A 16,304-nucleotide genomic window follows, 5' to 3' on the forward strand; every position below is an offset into this window, starting at 1 on the left:
CAAGCGGGAGGGGGGCAGAGAGACTCAGTCGTCGATCCGCACCGTAGCATATTGCGTCGGCGCGCCGCGGCGCTTGACGCCGAGTAGCACAGCGCTGCGTCCAGCCTTTTTCGCCTCGGCGATGGCTGCTGCAAGTTGCGCGGTATTGGTAACCGGTTTGTAATTCACCGACGCCAGTACATCGCCGCGGCGGATGCCCGCCTGAGCAGCACTTCCAGAGCCTGGAATGTCGACAACAACGCCCTTTACATCGGCACCCATGCCGAGCTGGCGGGCGATTTCGGGATCGAGCGGAATGACGCTGACGCCAAGCGCATCGCGCACGGCCTTGCTGTCGGCATCGTCACCCTTCTGATCGAAATCCTTATTCTCGTCGGGATCGAAATTGCTCTGCGCGAGTTTCTCTTCGCTGGGGCGCGTGCCAACCGTTGCGGTCAGCCGCATCGGCTTTCCTTCGCGCAATATGTCGAGAGGAATTTTGGTTCCTGGTTTGATATTGGCGACAATGTAAGAAAGCGTGTCATCCGGCGTGACGTCGCGGCCATTGACTTTGAGGACGATGTCGCCTTCTTTCAGGCCAGCCTTGTCGGCTGCCTCGCCCGGAACAGTGCGGGTCACGAATTCGCCACGATTTTTCTCGATGCCAAGTGCATCCGCCATGTCTGCACCGACAGCCTGGATGCCAATGCCAAGATATCCGCGCTCAGGATTGACGCCCTTTTTCAGCGATTCAATCACCGGCATGGCTTCTTCGGCCGGAATGGCAAAACCGACGCCGATATTGGCTCCGACAGGCGAAATCAGGCGGTTGTTGATGCCGATGACCTTGCCGTCGAGATTGAACAGCGGGCCGCCCGAATTGCCGGGGTTGATCGCAGTGTCGGTCTGGATGAAACGGTCGTAAGCGCCACCCGCACCAATGTTGCGCTGTAGGGCTGAAACGATACCCGCCGTCACCGTGCTTCCAAGACCGAGCGGGTTGCCGATTGCAATCACCCAGTCACCGACGCGGTTCTTCTGAGAGCTTTCCATTTCGACATAGGGAACGCCGCTGACCTTGACCTTGAGCAAGGCAAGGTCCGAAGTCGCGTCGCGACCAATGATTTCAGCCTTGAACTCGCGCCCGTCGAACAGGGTCACGCTGACTTCATCGACCGCATCCCCCTTGGGGCCGCCAGCGATGACGTGGTTGTTGGTGACGATCAGGCCGTCGGCGCTGATGAAAAAGCCAGAGCCGCCGCTCTGCTGTTCCTGCGTGACGGGGCGGCGTTCACCGGTGAACGGATTAAAGCTGGTGGCGACCTGAACCTTTTGCTTGGTCGCGATATTCACCACGGCTGGCTGCAGCTGCGCTGCCAGATCGGCAAAGCTGTTCGGCGCACCACGCGGGGCGAGGCCGGACTGGGCAATTGCGACGGGGCCGGTCGCGGCGACCGGTCCGGGATTGCCGGTCGACAGCGCAAAGGCGCTTCCCGAAAGCAGGAGAAGGGCAGTCACTCCATAAGCGTAACGCACGATAGTCATTCCTCTCATTCAAACCACACCGGCATAACCGGCATTAAAACCCAATCGTCCTTGCGGCAAAAAAATGAACGCCGATTGAACGAACTTGCATCGCTGCCGACCGCTTGGCGAAGTGCCAAGTGCGTTCGACAAACGACTATAAACTAGCGCCCGTCGCGGAAGTTGCGCAGATAATCATTGTCCGTCGACAGAACCACGGTGGTGTTACCGTCGCCATTCTGGCTATCTTGCTGGAAGGTCCGCCGATAGGACTGCATGGAACGATAGAAATCGTAGAAATCCGCATCCTTGCCATAGCTTTGCGCATAGATTTGCGCGGCCTTTGCGTCGGCTTCGGCGCGGATGATCTGCGCTTCCTTCTGGCCTTCGGCGTCGATCGCTATCGCCTGCTGCTGCTGCGCCGATTGCATGCGCTGATAGGCGGATTGTAGCGACTGGCCTTCGGGAAGGTCGGTGCGTTTGATGCGGACATCGATGATCTGCGCGCCATATTTTGCAGCTTCGCGGTCGAGCGTGGCCTGGATATTGTCCATCACAGCACCGCGCTCGGCGCTCAGCAAGGTTTCGAACGAACGCTTGCCCAATTCGTTGCGCAGGCGCGATTCAAGGATGGTCTGCAACTGCGCTTTCAATGCCTCTTCTGTCCGGATCGCCTGATACATTTTCGCGGGTGCTACAATGCGGAAGCGCGCAAATGCATCGACGCGTAGACGCCGTCGGTCGGTCGACTGCACTTCTTGCGGCTGCATCGAAACGGACAACACACGTTTGTCAACAAATTGAATTTGTTCGACAAAGGGTACGCGCCATACCAAACCAGCATCGGTGTTACCGAACTTCTCATTTTTGCGATATTCGTTCTCGACGCGCATCACTTGACCATAGCTTGAGATGATTGCCTGTTTGGTTTCGGGAACGATCGACACGGACATGCTGAGCAGCACGAGAAGGCCAAAGCCGACCAGTCCCAATGCGATCGGATTATGTCTCAAAGAACCAAACATCATTGCTTCCCCGTTACGGTTACGGTGCTGTCGCTGTCAGCTTTCGCGCGACGTTTCAGTTCGGGCAGCGGCAAATAGGGTGTGACATTGCCCGATTCGACAATCGTCTTGTCCACCTTGCTCAAAACCTGCTCCATGGTTTCATAATAGATACGGCGTCGTGTGACCTCTGGCGCCTGCCGATATTGTTCATAAATCTTGTCAAACTCGGCTGTCTGGCCGGCGGCAAGTTCGGTCACCTGGCTCGAGTAAGCGCGGGCTTCGTTGAGATAACGTTCGCGGCGCTGCTGTGCGCTGTTGACTTCGCGGAAGGCGGCTTTGACTTCTTCCGGCGGGTCGGACTGGCGGATCGAAATGCTGCTGATCGCAATGCCCGACTTATACTCGTCGAGGATCGCCTGCATGCGTTGCTTGACCTGCGCCTCGATCGTGCCACGGGCTACGCCCACAGCCTCATTATAGTCGAAATTGGCCAGCTCGGCGCGCATCGCGCTTTCGCCCACTTCCTGCACCGTACCGGCCGGATCGTCGAGCTGGAACAGATACAATTCCGGGCTCTTGATCGACCAGCGGATGTCGAAAGCGATATCCATCAGATTCTGGTCCTTGGTCAGAACCAGATTTTCACTCTTGCTGTTGGCGGACCCGATTGAGGTGGTGCGTACCTGCAGCGCGTCGACCTTTTGCATCTGCTCGATCGGTGCGGGCAATGTAAAGCTGATGCCTGAACCGACAGTGCGCGAATATTTCCCGAAAAAGGTGACGACACCTTCTTCTTGCTGGTCAAGGCGGTGGACGCTGGTCCACAAAATCCAGATTGCGAGGAAACCAGCGGCTATTATGGGCCACCAGCTTTTGCCGTTGGCGCGTGGCGGGATGCCACCAAAGCCGCCACCCTTGCCGCCGCCGCGACGGAAGATTTCTTCGAGCGATGGTCCGCGCGTACGACCGGTAGGCGCTCCTTGGGGCTCCCACGGATTGGACGGTTTTGCGCCATCGTCTCCGGCAGACGCAGCGGGTTTGGAAGGTTTGTTGCCTCCAGCCCTGCTCCCTGAGCCGCCATTGTCCCCGGACCCGGGAAGATCCCAAGGTCCCTTGCTTTCATTATGCGACGCCTGCGGCGCCCCGCCATCCTCATTTTGCATCATGGCCAACATATAGGTACGCCGTTTCAAGAAAAACAGTGTCATTCCCGACAATCTGATTCTATTCGCCATTGGCATGGTTGATATCGACAAAATCGAAGCAGCGGTTGCGGGGGTTGCGCAGGGCCGCGCGAGTGGAATTCGGGAAAAGGACGGCGCGATTTCGATGATGGTCGATGTCGCTGGGCTCGACAATGCGGGCCGCGAATCCTTGGCCGAAAGTATCAAAGCGGCTGTCGCCATCGCCGCGCCTGGTGTGCCGTTGCGACTTCTGCAAACAGCCGAGCGCATCGTCCCCAAACTGATCGCCGTAGCGAGCGGCAAAGGCGGGGTCGGCAAATCGACATTATCGACCAATCTGGCGGTTGCGATGCGGCGGGCAGGGCGGGTCGCTGGCCTTGTCGATGCCGATATTTACGGCCCCTCGCAGACCCGCTTGCTCGGCGTAGAAGGCGTGAAGCCCGAGGCCGAGGGCAAGAAGATGTTCCCGACCATCGGTGCAGGTGGCGTGCCCTTCCTGTCGATGGGGCAACTGGCGGCACCGGGCCAGCCGATTGCGTGGCGCGGGCCGATGGCAGGGCAGGCACTCTCGCAGCTGGTCGACGCGCATTGGGGCGATGTGCGCGAGATAATCGTCGATATGCCGCCGGGTACCGGTGACATCCAGCTGTCGATGATCCAGAAACATAAGCCTTTGGGCGCGGTTATCGTTTCGACGCCGCAAGATCTGGCGCTGATGGACGCGACACGTGCGATCGGATTCTTCAATCAGGCGCAGGTTCCGATCATCGGCCTTGTCGAGAATATGGCGGGTTATATCTGCCCGCATTGCGGCGAAGTCAGCGATCCCTTTGGGCGTGGCGGTGCAGAAGCGGCTGCGGCAGAATTGGGCATCCCCTTCCTTGGCCGCATCCCGCTCGACATTTCGGTGCGGTTGGCGAGCGATGCGGGTGAACCGCCCGCGCTTGGTGATGGTCCAGTGGCGGGCGCCTTTGCCGATATTGCGCGCCGGGTCAGCACATGGGTCGATAACCATCGGGGCGCTGCTGCATGAACGACAAGCCGGGCATCGAACTATCGCGCCGCAACGTGCTGATTGGCGGCGGCGTCGGGGTCGGATTGCTCGTCAGCTGGGCTTTATGGCCGCGTGAATATCTGCCCAACATGATGCTCGAAAAGGGCGAGCATCTGTTCGGGCCCTGGCTGAAGATCGGTGAAGATGGCCGCGTCATCATTGCTGTGCCGCAATCCGAAATGGGGCAGGGCAGCTATACGGCGCTTGCGCAAATCGTAGCCGGAGAGCTGGGTGCCGACTGGCGCACCGTCGCCGTCCAACCCGCGCTGCCCAGCCCGAATTTTGCCAACGACCTGTTCGTCCGCGAATGGAGTTCCGCATTCATGCCTGCGTCGTTGGGCGCAATGGCGAATTCGGGTGTTTCGGATGCGCTCGGCAAGGAATGGGCGAAGCGCAGCGGCTTCATGATAACCGCCGGTTCAACCTCGATCCGCCAGTTCGAACGCCCCTGCCGCATGGCAGGCGCGGCGGCCCGCACGGTTTTGTGCCAGGCGGCGGCGGAGCGGTGGGACACCGCGTGGGAAAATTGCGACACCGCCAATGGCTTTGTAACCTTTGAGAAAAAGCGCATCGCCTTTGCCGAACTGGTTGCTGAGGCCGCCTCTTATGATCCGCCCAGCCCGATCCCGCTGCGCGCCTCGCCCGTCAACAGCCTGTCGGGTAAGGAGGCAGTCCGGCTCGATGCTGCGGCCAAAGTAGATGGCAGCGCGAATTTTGCGGGCGACGTCCGATTGCCTGATATGCTCTATGCCTCGGTCCGCGCGGGGCCGATCGGCGACACGAAGCTCAAGGAACTGGATCGTGGTGGGGCTGCAGACATCAAGGGACTCGTTGACGTCGTGCGTACCGATGGCTGGGTAGCGGCGCTCGCGACCAACTGGTGGGCAGCAAACAAGGCGCTCGATGCGATGTCCCCAGTCTTTGCCACCACCGGCAGGATGCCTGACAGCGCTACGATGAACGAGGCGATGGAGCGCGCGCTCAACAAGGGCCCCGGATCGCGTTTTGTGGATATCGGATCGGTCGACGCTGCGCTCGACAAATCGGCAAGTACCCGTGTCTATCGCAGTCAATTTGCCGTTCAGGCCGCCGTGCATGCGCCCATCGAAACGCGCAGCGCGACGGCGGATTTCAAAAACGGGCGACTGACCCTCTGGCTGGCGACGCAGGCACCGGAAGCCGCGCGAAATACGGCCGCAGAAGCGATTGGAATTGCGCCTGACGATGTGACGCTGATCCAGATGTTGGCCGGAGGCAGTTTCGGACGCAACCTTGATTCCCGGATCGCTACACAGGCTGCAATTCTGGCAAAGCATGCGGGGCGCCCGGTGCAGGTTGTCTGGTCGCGACCTGAAGATTTCATCCGCGATATCGTCCGTCCCCCCGTTCATGCCCGGATGACGGCGGCACTGGGCAAAGGCGGCGTGATCGAAGGCATGGCAATACGCATCGCTGTGCCGTCCTTTGCGCGCCAGCAAGTGCGTCGGCTGAAAGGCGATACCACAGTCGAGGCTTGGAAGTCCGTTGCCGACGAGCATGATCCGCTCGCAATTGATGGCGCGTTCCCGCCTTATGCGATCCCCAATCTCAGCGTCGACCATTTCCCGGTCGATCTGCCGCTGCCCACCGGCCTCTGGCGCGGCAATGCGCACAGCTACACGGCTTTCTTTGTGGAAAGTTTCGTCAACGAACTGGCGGCGGCTGCGGGAATTGAGCCGCTCTCCTACAGGATGCAGATGCTGGTCGGGCAGACCCGGCTGGCGCGCTGCCTTACGGGCGTCGCGACACTTGCGGGTTGGGATGGCGGCGCAGAGAATAGCGGCAAGGGGCTCGCCTGCCACTCCATGTATGGCAGCCATATCGCGGTTATCGCGACAGCGCGAACGGGTGAGCAGGGCGTGCGTGTCGAGCGCATTTCGGCGGTTGTCGATTGCGGGCGACTGATCAATCCTGAACTGGCGCGGCAGCAGATTGAGGGCGGTATCATCTTCGGTCTGGCCCAAGCGCTGGGATCGGCCACCGAATATGAAAATGGCCTTCCGGTTGCACGGCGGCTGCGCGATATAGACTTGCCCCAACTTTCGGACATTCCCGAAATCGACATTGAATTTATCCGCAATGAGGAGGAGCCCGGTGGGGTGAGCGAATTGGGTGTGCCTGCGGTTGCCCCCGCGATCGCCAATGCCCTGTTTTCGGCGGCCGGGGTGCGGCTAAGGGAATTGCCCTTATTGTCGCGCGGGTTGTGACGGCTAAGCGCGGCCCATGAAAATTCCCGCCAACCATCCGCCCGTAAAGACACCGCGTATCGGCGTGCTGCTGGTCAATCTCGGCACGCCCGAGGCACCGACTGCATCAGCCGTGCGACGTTATCTGAAGCAGTTTCTTTCGGACCGACGCGTGGTCGAAATTCCGTTTTTGATCTGGCAACCGATATTGCGCGGGATAATCCTCAACGTGCGACCGAGAAAATCGGCGGCCAACTATGCAAAAGTCTGGATGGCTGATGGCTCTCCACTGGCTGTATATACCAAGGCGCAGGCCGAAAACCTGCACGCGCGGTTGGGTGCAGAGGTCGATGTGCGCTATGCCATGCGCTATGGCGAGCCCGCGATCGCCCGCCAGTTGGAGGCTATGAAAGCTGATGGCTGCAACCGCATCCTGCTCGCGCCTCTCTATCCGCAATATTCGGGGGCGACGACGGCCACTGTGGTCGATGAGGCATTTCGCGCTCTGGCCGGAATGCGCTGGCAGCCTGCACTCAGAACCTTACCCGCCTATCATAACGATCCGGCCTATATTTCGGCGCTCGCAGCCACATTGAATGCTGAGCTCGCGAAACTCGATTTCGACCCCGATGCAATTGTCGCCAGCTTCCACGGCATGCCCGAACGGACTTTGCATCTGGGGGATCCCTATCATTGCCATTGCCAAAAGACGGCGCGCTTACTGTCCGAAGCTATTGGCAAGCCCCTGACCATCGCTTTCCAATCGCGTTTCGGTCGTGCCAAATGGCTTGAGCCGTCGACCGAAGACACGATCAAACGTCTGGCTGCCGAAGGCAAAAAGAAGCTCGCCATCTTTGCTCCCGGCTTTTCGTCTGATTGCCTCGAAACGCTCGAAGAGCTGGCAATGCAGGGCAAGGAGCAGTTCGAAGAAGCGGGCGGCGAACGCTATGCCTATCTGCCGTGCCTCAACGACAGCGAACCCGGTATGGCAATGCTGGAAGCCCTGATCCGGCGGGAGCTTTCCGGCTGGCTGTGAATAGCGATGCACTGACGTTTACGGAAACTTGTTGCTTCCCCCAACTCTGGTTATGCCACTCATAAGACTAATAAACAGTCAGGAGTGGATGAGATGACGCGCATTGCGGTGGTTACTGGTGGCACACGCGGTATTGGTGAGGCGATCAGCCTAAAGCTGAAGGAAAAGGGGCGCTTCGTTATCGCCAATTATGGCGGCAACGACGTAGCCGCCAAGGAATTTTCCGACCGCACCGGTATCGCTGTCCGAAAATGGGATGTGGGCGACCATCAGGCCTGCATGGATGCCTGCGCAGCCATCGAATCCGAATTCGGCCCAGTCGACATCATGGTCAACAATGCCGGCATCACCCGCGATGCGACGATGGTCAAAATGACATTTGAACAATGGGACGAGGTTATTCGCGTCGACCTGACTGGCTGCTTCAATATGGCCAAGGCCGTGTTCTCCGGAATGCGCGAGCGCAAATGGGGCCGCATCGTCAATGTCGGCTCGGTCAACGGGCAGGGCGGGCAGATCGGCCAGGTCAACTATGCCGCCGCCAAGTCGGGTATCCACGGCTTCACCAAATCGCTGGCAATGGAAGGCGCGCGTTTCGGCGTCACCGCCAATGCCATCGCCCCGGGCTATATCGCGACTGAGATGCTCGCGACTATCCCCGACAATGTGATGGAAAAAATTGTCGCCCAGATCCCGATCGGTCGCCTTGGGCAGGCCGATGAAATCGCGCGCGGTGTGGAATTCCTGACAAGCGACAATGCGGGCTTTATCACCGGATCGACGCTTTCGATCAATGGTGGTCAGCATATGTATTGAAGATGGCTGACCGGTCGCCTTACCACCCGCCGGTCAAGCGCAGCGTCACCATATCGGGGCATCAGACCTCGATCAGTTTGGAACCGCTTTTCTGGGATATGTTGAAAGCAGCCTCGGAAGAAACCGGGCTAGCGGTCAATGCGCTTGTCGCAGCAATCGACAATGAACGCCTGGCTTCACCGACGCCTAGCGGCTTGGCTGGAGCAATCCGTATTTGGCTTGTCGAACGGTTGCGGGCAAAGTCTGCCGAATAAACAAGATGCCGCCCTGCAAGGCAGGAGCGGCACCAGTTGCGACCCGGAGTCATATCTTGGTGGCCCGACATATCCGGCAACAAATGCGAAGCGGAAGGTGCAATTGGCAAAAGCCGAAACCGGTACCAGCTTCATCGCCATGTTCGGGGGGGGACGCAGGCGATGTCATCAAGTGCGGGATAAGGGAGGGATTCAGGGTCCGCACTTTGCCGGTACGGTGATTGCATCAACCGCTCCGTGAATACAAAATGCGCGATCGCGGAAAGTTTAACCATACGGCTTTATACCCATAGGGCAAATCCGCTGTCAGATACCCGCTTCTACCGCAATTCGCACCGCATCGGCGGCGTTGGACGTCGACAATTTCCTGAACAACAGCATGCGGTGCATCTGCACGGTCTTCTCGCTGAGGGTCAGCACATAGGCGATTTGTTTCGTGCGATAGCCTTGTGCCATCAGCTTCAAAATCTCGCGCTGACGCGGCGACAAAGTGTCGACAAGCGCCGCTGCCTGCTGTTGCCGGATAACCGTGATACTGTCGTCGGTTCGGGGGATTTCGATTTGCGAACCTACGAAATATTCGATCGTGCCATCTGCGTCGAACAGCGGAGCCAGCATGACGGCGTTTCGAAACTGGGTTCCGTCTTTTTTGTAATTCACCAGTTCCGCAATTGTTGGTGTTCGCTGTTCGATGGCGAGGCGCAGCTTTTCGGTTTGCGCGGTCTCGGTTTTTGCACCGCGCAGGAAACGGCAATTCCGACCGACGACTTCATCCTCGTCATAGCCGGTCAGGTCGAGAAAGGCTTGATTGACGGCGATCAGCGGATTGTCGGTTTGCCTTGGGTTGCTGACAACAGTCGGGATTGGGCTGTGCCGGATCGATTCCAGCACTGGGTGCCGGTTGCCGGAAATGGACTTAACAGACTTCATCGGACAATCCCTCTGCTGGTAAAATGCCCGAAGTTCACATGCTTATCAAGTATCCCTAAAATGGCTCAGTCCGCCCCCACGCGTTCAATGTCTGCGCCGACAAGACTCAATTTCTCCTCAAGCCGTTCATAGCCGCGATCCAAGTGATAGATGCGGCTGACTTCGGTCTGACCTTCGGCAACCAGCCCGGCGATGATCAGGCTCATCGAGGCGCGCAGGTCGGTTGCCATTACTGGGGCGCCGGTAAGGCCTGGGATGCCGTGCACAATCGCAGTGCGGCCCTTCGTTTCGATGTGCGCCCCCATACGGTTTAATTCCGGAACGTGCATATAGCGGTTTTCGAAGATGGTTTCGGTCAGCACACTGGCACCATCGGCCATGCACAGCATCGCCATGAACTGCGCCTGCATGTCAGTGGCAAAGCCGGGATAAGGTGCTGTCGAGATGGTCAGCGGTTTGAGGCGGCCCTCAGAGGCCACTCGCAACCCGCCCTTGACTGGTTCGACAATCACTCCGCAAGTGCGCAGGGCATCAACAGTTGCCTGCATTTCGCCTTCATTGGCCCCGACGAGTTCAACCTCGCCGCCGGTGGTGGCAACCGCGCAGGCATAGCTGCCCGCCTCGATACGGTCGCCCATCACGCGGTAAGTTGCACCGTGCAGGCGATCCTTGCCGTGGATGATCAAATCAGAACTTCCAATGCCTTCGATTTCCGCGCCCATGGCAACGAGCAGGTTGCACAGGTCAACAATCTCGGGCTCGCGTGCAGCATTGTGCAGCACGCAGGTGCCCTTGGCGAGTACGCCCGCCATAAGGGCATTCTCGGTTGCGCCGACCGACACCACGGGGAAGGTATAGCTGCCGCCGGGCAGGCCGCCTTTGGGTGCAGTCGCCTTCACATAGCCAGAGGCCAGTTCGATTTCCGCGCCAAAGGCTTCCAGCGCTTTGAGGTGGAGGTCGATGGGTCGGTTGCCGATCGCGCAGCCGCCGGGCAACGATACCGTTGCTTCACCCATGCGCGCCAGCATCGGGCCCAGCACGAGGATCGATGCGCGCATCTTGCGCACCAACTCATAAGGCGCAACCGACGAAGTAATGCGGGTCGCCTCCAGCGTCATCACGCGGCCAAAATCCTCTGGGCGCGAACCGGCAATTGTCGTCGAAATGCCGAACTGGTTCATCAGATGTTGGAAGCCGTCAATATCTGCCAGCCGCGGCAGGTTGCGCAGCGTCAGCGGTTCGTCCGTAAGCAGCGCACAGGGAAGCAGCGTCAACGCACTGTTCTTCGCTCCCGAAATCGTAATTTTGCCTTTGAGCTTATTGCCGCCGCGAATGATTATCTTGTCCATGTCTGCGGTTTAGCGGGATTGTGCTGCGAGGCAAGCATGAGTAAGATGACGGCGAAGGAGAAATAGGTTTGATAGCTACCCGTTTGGCTGCCTGTGTGATCGTCAGCGCACTTTTCGTAGGGCAGATCGACGCTGCGGCGTCGGAAGAAATCGTCGACCGGCAAACCGTTACATTTGCTGCCGAATACCCTGTGAGAGCTTTACGTGAGGGGCGGCAAGGAATCGTATATTTTGCGCTGATAGTTGGGCCAGATGGTGTTCCGAAATCCTGTTCGGTGACAACGAGTAGCGGACATATGGATCTGGATAATGCCGCGTGCCAAAGCGCTATCCGCTCGGCCCGATTCAGCCGCGCCGATGCTGCTAGTCCATCCGACCGCCTTTACCAGAGCAAAACCGAATTCAAGATTGAAGAGTAACAAGCGAACTAGGCGCCGATTTACCTTACAATCTCTTCCTCCACCTGTCGCAGCCGTTCCTTTCCCCAGAACATCTCCTCGCCGACGAAGAAAGTCGGAACGCCAAAGGCACCGCGCGCAGCGGCTTTTTCGGTGTTGGCAACCAGTTCGGCTTTCACGTCCGGATCCTCGGCTTTGGCAAGCACCGCTGCGCTATCCAGCCCTGCTTTGTCGAGTACGTCTTTCATTACAGCGGGATCGCCGGTGTTCGCGCCGCCCTCCCACATTGCCGCCATGATCGCCTCGACATAGGGCATGAAGCAGCCCAGATGTTGCGCCGCGACCGCGCCGCGCATCAGGTGCAGTGAGTTGATCGGGAAGTTAGGGTTCATCTGGAACGGGATGTTGTGCGCCTTCACGAAACGGTCGAATTCGAGCATTTCGTAATTCCGCTTCGCCGGGGTTTCGGCATAGCGGATCATGGGCGCCTGATTGTTGGTGATCTTGAACAGGCCGCCCAGCAGGATGGGAACATAGGTGGCCGTCGCACCGGTTGCATTGCACAGTTCAGGAAGCACCTTGTGCGCCAGATAGCTGTTCGGCCCGCCAAAATCGAAAAGAAATTCAAAACTTTTGTTCACCATGTCTCTCCCCAAGGACGCAGATCCAGTTCATGAGTCCATGCGCTGCGATGCTGTTTATGCAGCGCAACATATTGCGCAGCAATGGCGTTGGGCGACAACACAAGATCGTTCGCTTTGGCCTCGTCAAAATCGGGGCGAAGGCCGCGGATGAATTCGGTGTCGATGCCGCCGTCAATGATGCTGTGTGCAACGTGGATATTCTGTGGGCCCAGTTCGCGGGCCATCGATTGCGCGAGCATGCGCAACGCCGCCTTCGCGCCCGAAAAGGCCGAATAGCCAGCACCTCCGCGGATCGAGGCGGTCGCGCCGGTGAAGATGATTGTACCTCGCTGGCGTTGCACCATCTGCTTGGCGACTTCGCGCCCCATTAGGAAGCCGGCAAAAGTCGCCATTTCCCAAACCTTGCGATAGACCTGAGCGGACGTATCGGTGATGCCGAAACGAACATTGGCGCCGATGTTGAACACGGCGACCTCGATCGGCCCGACATCGCGCTCTATGCTCTCGACCAGAGATATCATCGCCTCTTCATCGCGCGCATCGGCGGGATAGGCCTGCGCCTTATGCCCCGCATCGCGGATCGTTTGTGCCAGCTCCTCCAGCTTGTCTGCATGGCGCGCGCGGCGGTTGACGCAGGCGTTGTAGCCCTCGGCGGCGAAGGCCTTGGCAATGGCACCACCGGTTGCGTCACCGGCGCCGATAATCAGGGCAGCGGACATAAGCGAATCTCCTTGTGCATCATAGTAACTATGATAAACATAGTAACAAGCAGTATTTGATAGGGCCTAAAATCATGCCGCGCCGTGCCGATCTTTCTGATACATTCTGCCCCGTTGGGCGCTCGGCGGAGCTTGTCGGCGACCGTGCGGTGCTTCTGATCCTGCGCGACCTGTTCTTCGGCATCCGCCGGTTTGAGGCATTCCAGGCCAATAGCGGGCTTGGCCCGCAATTGCTGTCGGACCGACTCAAGCGGTTGGAGCAGGAAGGAGTGGTTGAAAGGCGGCCCTATCAGCAGCGACCCACGCGTTACGAATATTGGTTGACTGAAAAGGGCAAGGCGCTGTTTGACGTGCTGTATGCCATGCGCAACTGGGCGGAACGCTGGGCCTATGTGCCGGGCGAGACTGGTGACGATGGCCTGGCGATGCGTTATGTCCACCGCAATTGTGGCGCCGATGTCGGGTTGGCGACCGCCTGCCCTGAATGCGGCGAGACGCTGGGCTATGGGGATCTGAAAGGTGAAATGTCGCCTGCTCTACTTGCCGAGCGTCAGGCGCGCGTCGCGCGCTAGTTCAGGCCTTTTCCAGCGTGCATTGCAGCGGGTGCTGGTGCTTCTTGGCGAAGTCCATCACCTGGTTCACCTTGGTTTCGGCGACTTCATAGGTGAAGATGCCGCACACGCCGACGCCCTTCTGGTGGACGTGTAACATCACCCGCGTTGCCAGTTCGGTATCCATCTGGAAAAACGCTTTCAGCACATGCACGACAAATTCCATCGGCGTGTAATCGTCGTTGAGCAGCAGCACCTTATATTGGCTGGGCTTTTTAGTCTTGGGCCGGGTGCGCGTAGCAAGGCCAACGCCGGGCCCGCGACTATCGTCACGATCGCCGTCGGGGCCAGCTTTAATGTGCAGTACTGAATGTCGGTCCAAAGCCATATCCTGAAAATAGGGTAAGGTGGGGGCGTTCCGCAAGTGCTGTTAATGGTAAACTGCGCACAAAGAAAAAAGCCGCCCTTCCGGTTGGGAAGGACGGCTCTTTCAAAATGCGCCGGATTGTCTGGTTTCCTGCCTCCAGGGAGGAGAGGAGAGAGGGGGCAGGTGCTCTAACGCCCCGGCGCAATCTTTCAGGAGGGCTTATGCAGCCTTCTTGAAAAAGTCGGCAGCGACCGCGAAACGGTTCGAGATCGGCTGGAACATGTCGTTTGCAAGCTTCACGAGTGCTTCGGTGTTCTTCGAACCCTGCGCAACCGCAGTGTCAAAGCCCTTGCGCATCCATTCGCCCTGCAGCTTTACGAAGTCGGTCGGGTTCTTCACGCCGGTGACTTCCTTGACGGCTGTCTGAGCTTCTTCGAAGTTCTTCTTGGCATATTCGAGGTTGGTCTTGCCCAGATCCTGTGCGCCCTTGGCGACGATCTTGCCGGCTTCAACCAGCGCTTCGAGGTTGGCTTTGTTGAACTCGGTTGCTTCAGCAGCGAGCTTCTTGCCCTTTTCAGCAGCTTCGGTTGCCTTTTCGCGGACGTCGGCGAAAAAGTCTGCAGCCTTGGCTTGTGCTTCCTTGGCGGTTTTTTCTACGGTCTCAGTCATTTTCTTGACTCCTTCAGAGAGGGGTTTGTCATCCACAGAGACGATGCTGGTCACCAGTTGCTCAGCCTTTTCAGGCTTGACTTCGGTTGCAGTGACAATCGGCTTTGCGGGCGCAGCCTTGGGAGCCGCAGTCTTGCGGGCCTTGGTCACGGTCGTTTCAGCTTTGCTTGCCATTTTCATGCACCATTTCTGTTTTGTTGCAGTGCACAATAATGATTCAGGGGATGGGAGTCAATAAAAATGGTGCGGTGCACAAAAAATAAAATCCGCCTTTTACAGCGGATTGTGTGAAAAGCTGTCCCCGGGGATGTCCCGGGGACAGTTTAGGCGATGCGTGCTTTATGCGGCTTCGTCGATAACGAGCCGTTCAAACCGGTCATAGTGATAATCTGCAGAACCAAACTGGCCTTCGATGAGCGTCGCGCGTTTGAAGTAGTGGCCGATCGCCAGCTCCTGCGTGATGCCGATGCCGCCATGTGTCTGGATCGCGTTCTGGCCGACAAATTTGGCGCCGCGCGAAACCTTGGCCTTGCACTGCGATACAGCTGCCATGCGCTCATGCGCGGGCTTGTCGAGGTGCAGCGTGGCATAGGTTGTCATCGATTTGGCCTGTTCGACTTCCATGAACATGTCGACCATGCGGTGCTGCAGCACCTGGAAGCGGGCGATCGGCTGACCGAACTGCTGACGCTGCTTCGAATAGTCGAGCGTGCCTTCGTGCAGCTTCGCCATAACGCCCGTAGCTTCGGCGCAAACGGCAACGGTTGCCTCGTCGACGACGCGGTCGATCAGGTCCATACCGCCCGCGAGCATGGCGTCACCGGGGATCGCGACATTTTCGAAATAGACCTCTGAAGCACGGTTGCCGTCGACGGTCGGATAGTCGCGGCGGGTGATGCCGGGCAGGTTGGCGTCGATCAGGAACAGCTCCACACCATTGCGTTCGCGGGTTGAGCCGCCCGTGCGCGCGGTGACGAGCAGGTGGGTTGCCCAGGGCGCGCAATAGACCACGCCCTTATGGCCGTTTAGGATATAGCCGCTGCCATCGGCCTTCGCCGTGGTGCGGATATTGGCGAGGTCATAGCGACCCTGCGGCTCAGCATAGGCAAAGGCGATGATACTTTCGCCCGAGATGATGCCCGGGATATGGGCCGCCGCCTGCGCGCCGCCGACTGCCTTCAACGCGCCGCCGCCGATCACGACGGTCTGCAGATAAGGCTCGATCGCGATGACCTTGCCGAATTCTTCCATCAGCAATGCGTTTTCCAATGCACCACCACCAAGGCCGCCATGCTCTTCATCAAAGGCGGCGCCCAGCAGACCCAGTTCATTGGCAAGAGCATTCCAGATGCCCGGATCGCGGCCTGCATCGGTCGCGATCATCTTCTGGCGGGTATCGAAATCATAAGTGTCAGCCAGAAAGCGCGCGAGCGTGTCGCGGATCATCCCCTGGGTTTCGTTATAGGTAAAATCCATTCTAAACTCTCCTCGTCTGTTTCCCCTCCCGCTTGCGGGAGGGGTTAGGGGAGGGGGCGAGCATAGCGAGCCTTGCGCCCTATCAGGCCCTCCCCCGGCCCCGCCCGCAAGCGGGCGGGGAG

At 58.8% G+C, this 16,304-nt stretch carries 17 protein-coding genes; 7 read left to right on the top strand and 10 right to left on the bottom strand.

Translation table 11 applies throughout. The annotated features are described in order from the left end of the window. Window positions 1-24: 24 nt before the first annotated feature. The 3 genes from ABL922_RS12235 to ABL922_RS12245 form a co-directional block, all read right to left on the bottom strand. On the bottom strand, window positions 25-1,524 hold the full coding sequence (locus ABL922_RS12235) for a trypsin-like peptidase domain-containing protein (protein WP_349024489.1): 1,500 nt from the start codon (window positions 1,522-1,524) through the stop codon (window positions 25-27). Window positions 1,525-1,667: 143 nt separating this feature from the next. Next, on the bottom strand, window positions 1,668-2,528 hold the full coding sequence (locus ABL922_RS12240; RefSeq protein WP_349024505.1) for a protease modulator HflC: 861 nt from the start codon (window positions 2,526-2,528) through the stop codon (window positions 1,668-1,670). Continuing rightward, window positions 2,528-3,718 (bottom strand): protease modulator HflK, encoded by a 1,191-nt coding sequence (locus ABL922_RS12245; protein WP_349024490.1) that lies wholly within the window; start codon window positions 3,716-3,718, stop codon window positions 2,528-2,530. Before ABL922_RS12245 ends, ABL922_RS12240 begins: the two co-directional genes overlap by 1 nt. 31 nt (window positions 3,719-3,749) lie before the next feature. On the opposite strand from ABL922_RS12245, the gene ABL922_RS12250 reads away from it, so the two are divergent. From ABL922_RS12250 to ABL922_RS12270, 5 genes are all read left to right on the top strand, one after another. After that, on the top strand, window positions 3,750-4,727 hold the full coding sequence (locus ABL922_RS12250) for an Mrp/NBP35 family ATP-binding protein (protein ID WP_349024491.1): 978 nt from the start codon (window positions 3,750-3,752) through the stop codon (window positions 4,725-4,727). Further along, window positions 4,724-6,994, top strand: a complete 2,271-nt coding sequence (locus ABL922_RS12255) for a molybdopterin cofactor-binding domain-containing protein (RefSeq protein WP_349024492.1) — start codon at window positions 4,724-4,726, stop codon at window positions 6,992-6,994. The genes ABL922_RS12250 and ABL922_RS12255 overlap by 4 nt, the downstream gene beginning before the upstream one ends. A 16-nt stretch (window positions 6,995-7,010) precedes the next feature. Then, the gene (gene hemH, locus ABL922_RS12260; protein WP_349024493.1) at window positions 7,011-8,009 is read left to right on the top strand and encodes a ferrochelatase; all 999 of its coding nucleotides are present in this window, start codon (window positions 7,011-7,013) and stop codon (window positions 8,007-8,009) included. Window positions 8,010-8,102: 93 nt separating this feature from the next. Continuing rightward, window positions 8,103-8,825, top strand: coding sequence for an acetoacetyl-CoA reductase (phbB, locus tag ABL922_RS12265; protein ID WP_349024494.1), 723 nt, complete (start codon window positions 8,103-8,105; stop codon window positions 8,823-8,825). Window positions 8,826-8,827: 2 nt separating this feature from the next. Continuing rightward, window positions 8,828-9,079, top strand: coding sequence for a ribbon-helix-helix domain-containing protein (locus ABL922_RS12270; protein WP_349024495.1), 252 nt, complete (start codon window positions 8,828-8,830; stop codon window positions 9,077-9,079). A 306-nt stretch (window positions 9,080-9,385) separates the two neighbouring features. Here the strand turns inward: ABL922_RS12270 and ABL922_RS12275 are convergent, their stop codons facing one another. Continuing rightward, on the bottom strand, window positions 9,386-10,009 hold the full coding sequence (locus tag ABL922_RS12275) for a LuxR C-terminal-related transcriptional regulator (protein WP_349024496.1): 624 nt from the start codon (window positions 10,007-10,009) through the stop codon (window positions 9,386-9,388). A gap of 65 nt (window positions 10,010-10,074) precedes the next feature. After that, the gene (murA, locus tag ABL922_RS12280; protein WP_349024497.1) at window positions 10,075-11,358 is read right to left on the bottom strand and encodes a UDP-N-acetylglucosamine 1-carboxyvinyltransferase; all 1,284 of its coding nucleotides are present in this window, start codon (window positions 11,356-11,358) and stop codon (window positions 10,075-10,077) included. A 68-nt stretch (window positions 11,359-11,426) separates the two neighbouring features. Between murA and ABL922_RS12285 the strand changes: the two genes are divergently transcribed. Further along, window positions 11,427-11,777 carry an energy transducer TonB gene (locus ABL922_RS12285; protein ID WP_349024498.1) on the top strand — a complete coding sequence of 117 codons (351 nt, stop codon included), beginning with the start codon at window positions 11,427-11,429 and terminating at the stop codon, window positions 11,775-11,777. 20 nt (window positions 11,778-11,797) lie between these two features. Here ABL922_RS12285 and ABL922_RS12290 read toward each other — a convergent pair whose 3' ends face one another. Both ABL922_RS12290 and ABL922_RS12295 read right to left on the bottom strand, forming a co-directional pair. Then, window positions 11,798-12,400, bottom strand: a complete 603-nt coding sequence (locus tag ABL922_RS12290; RefSeq protein WP_349024499.1) for a 2-hydroxychromene-2-carboxylate isomerase — start codon at window positions 12,398-12,400, stop codon at window positions 11,798-11,800. Further along, on the bottom strand, window positions 12,394-13,119 hold the full coding sequence (locus tag ABL922_RS12295) for an SDR family oxidoreductase (protein ID WP_349024500.1): 726 nt from the start codon (window positions 13,117-13,119) through the stop codon (window positions 12,394-12,396). The genes ABL922_RS12290 and ABL922_RS12295 overlap by 7 nt, the downstream gene beginning before the upstream one ends. 74 nt (window positions 13,120-13,193) lie before the next feature. On the opposite strand from ABL922_RS12295, the gene ABL922_RS12300 reads away from it, so the two are divergent. After that, window positions 13,194-13,691 (top strand): helix-turn-helix domain-containing protein, encoded by a 498-nt coding sequence (locus ABL922_RS12300; RefSeq protein WP_349024501.1) that lies wholly within the window; start codon window positions 13,194-13,196, stop codon window positions 13,689-13,691. A gap of 1 nt (window position 13,692) precedes the next feature. Here ABL922_RS12300 and clpS read toward each other — a convergent pair whose 3' ends face one another. The 3 genes from clpS to ABL922_RS12315 all read right to left on the bottom strand — a co-directional run bounded on the left by clpS (window position 13,693) and on the right by ABL922_RS12315 (window position 16,182). Further along, window positions 13,693-14,058, bottom strand: a complete 366-nt coding sequence (gene clpS / locus ABL922_RS12305) for an ATP-dependent Clp protease adapter ClpS (protein ID WP_349024502.1) — start codon at window positions 14,056-14,058, stop codon at window positions 13,693-13,695. Between the two features lie 198 nt (window positions 14,059-14,256). Continuing rightward, window positions 14,257-14,880, bottom strand: a complete 624-nt coding sequence (locus ABL922_RS12310) for a phasin family protein (RefSeq protein ID WP_349024503.1) — start codon at window positions 14,878-14,880, stop codon at window positions 14,257-14,259. A 165-nt stretch (window positions 14,881-15,045) separates the two neighbouring features. Further along, on the bottom strand, window positions 15,046-16,182 hold the full coding sequence (locus tag ABL922_RS12315) for an acyl-CoA dehydrogenase family protein (RefSeq protein ID WP_349024504.1): 1,137 nt from the start codon (window positions 16,180-16,182) through the stop codon (window positions 15,046-15,048). Between the last annotated feature and the right edge of the window lie 122 nt (window positions 16,183-16,304).

Origin of the sequence: Sphingorhabdus sp., from assembly GCF_040079335.1 — a bacterium.
GTDB lineage: Bacteria > Pseudomonadota > Alphaproteobacteria > Sphingomonadales > Sphingomonadaceae > Sphingorhabdus_B.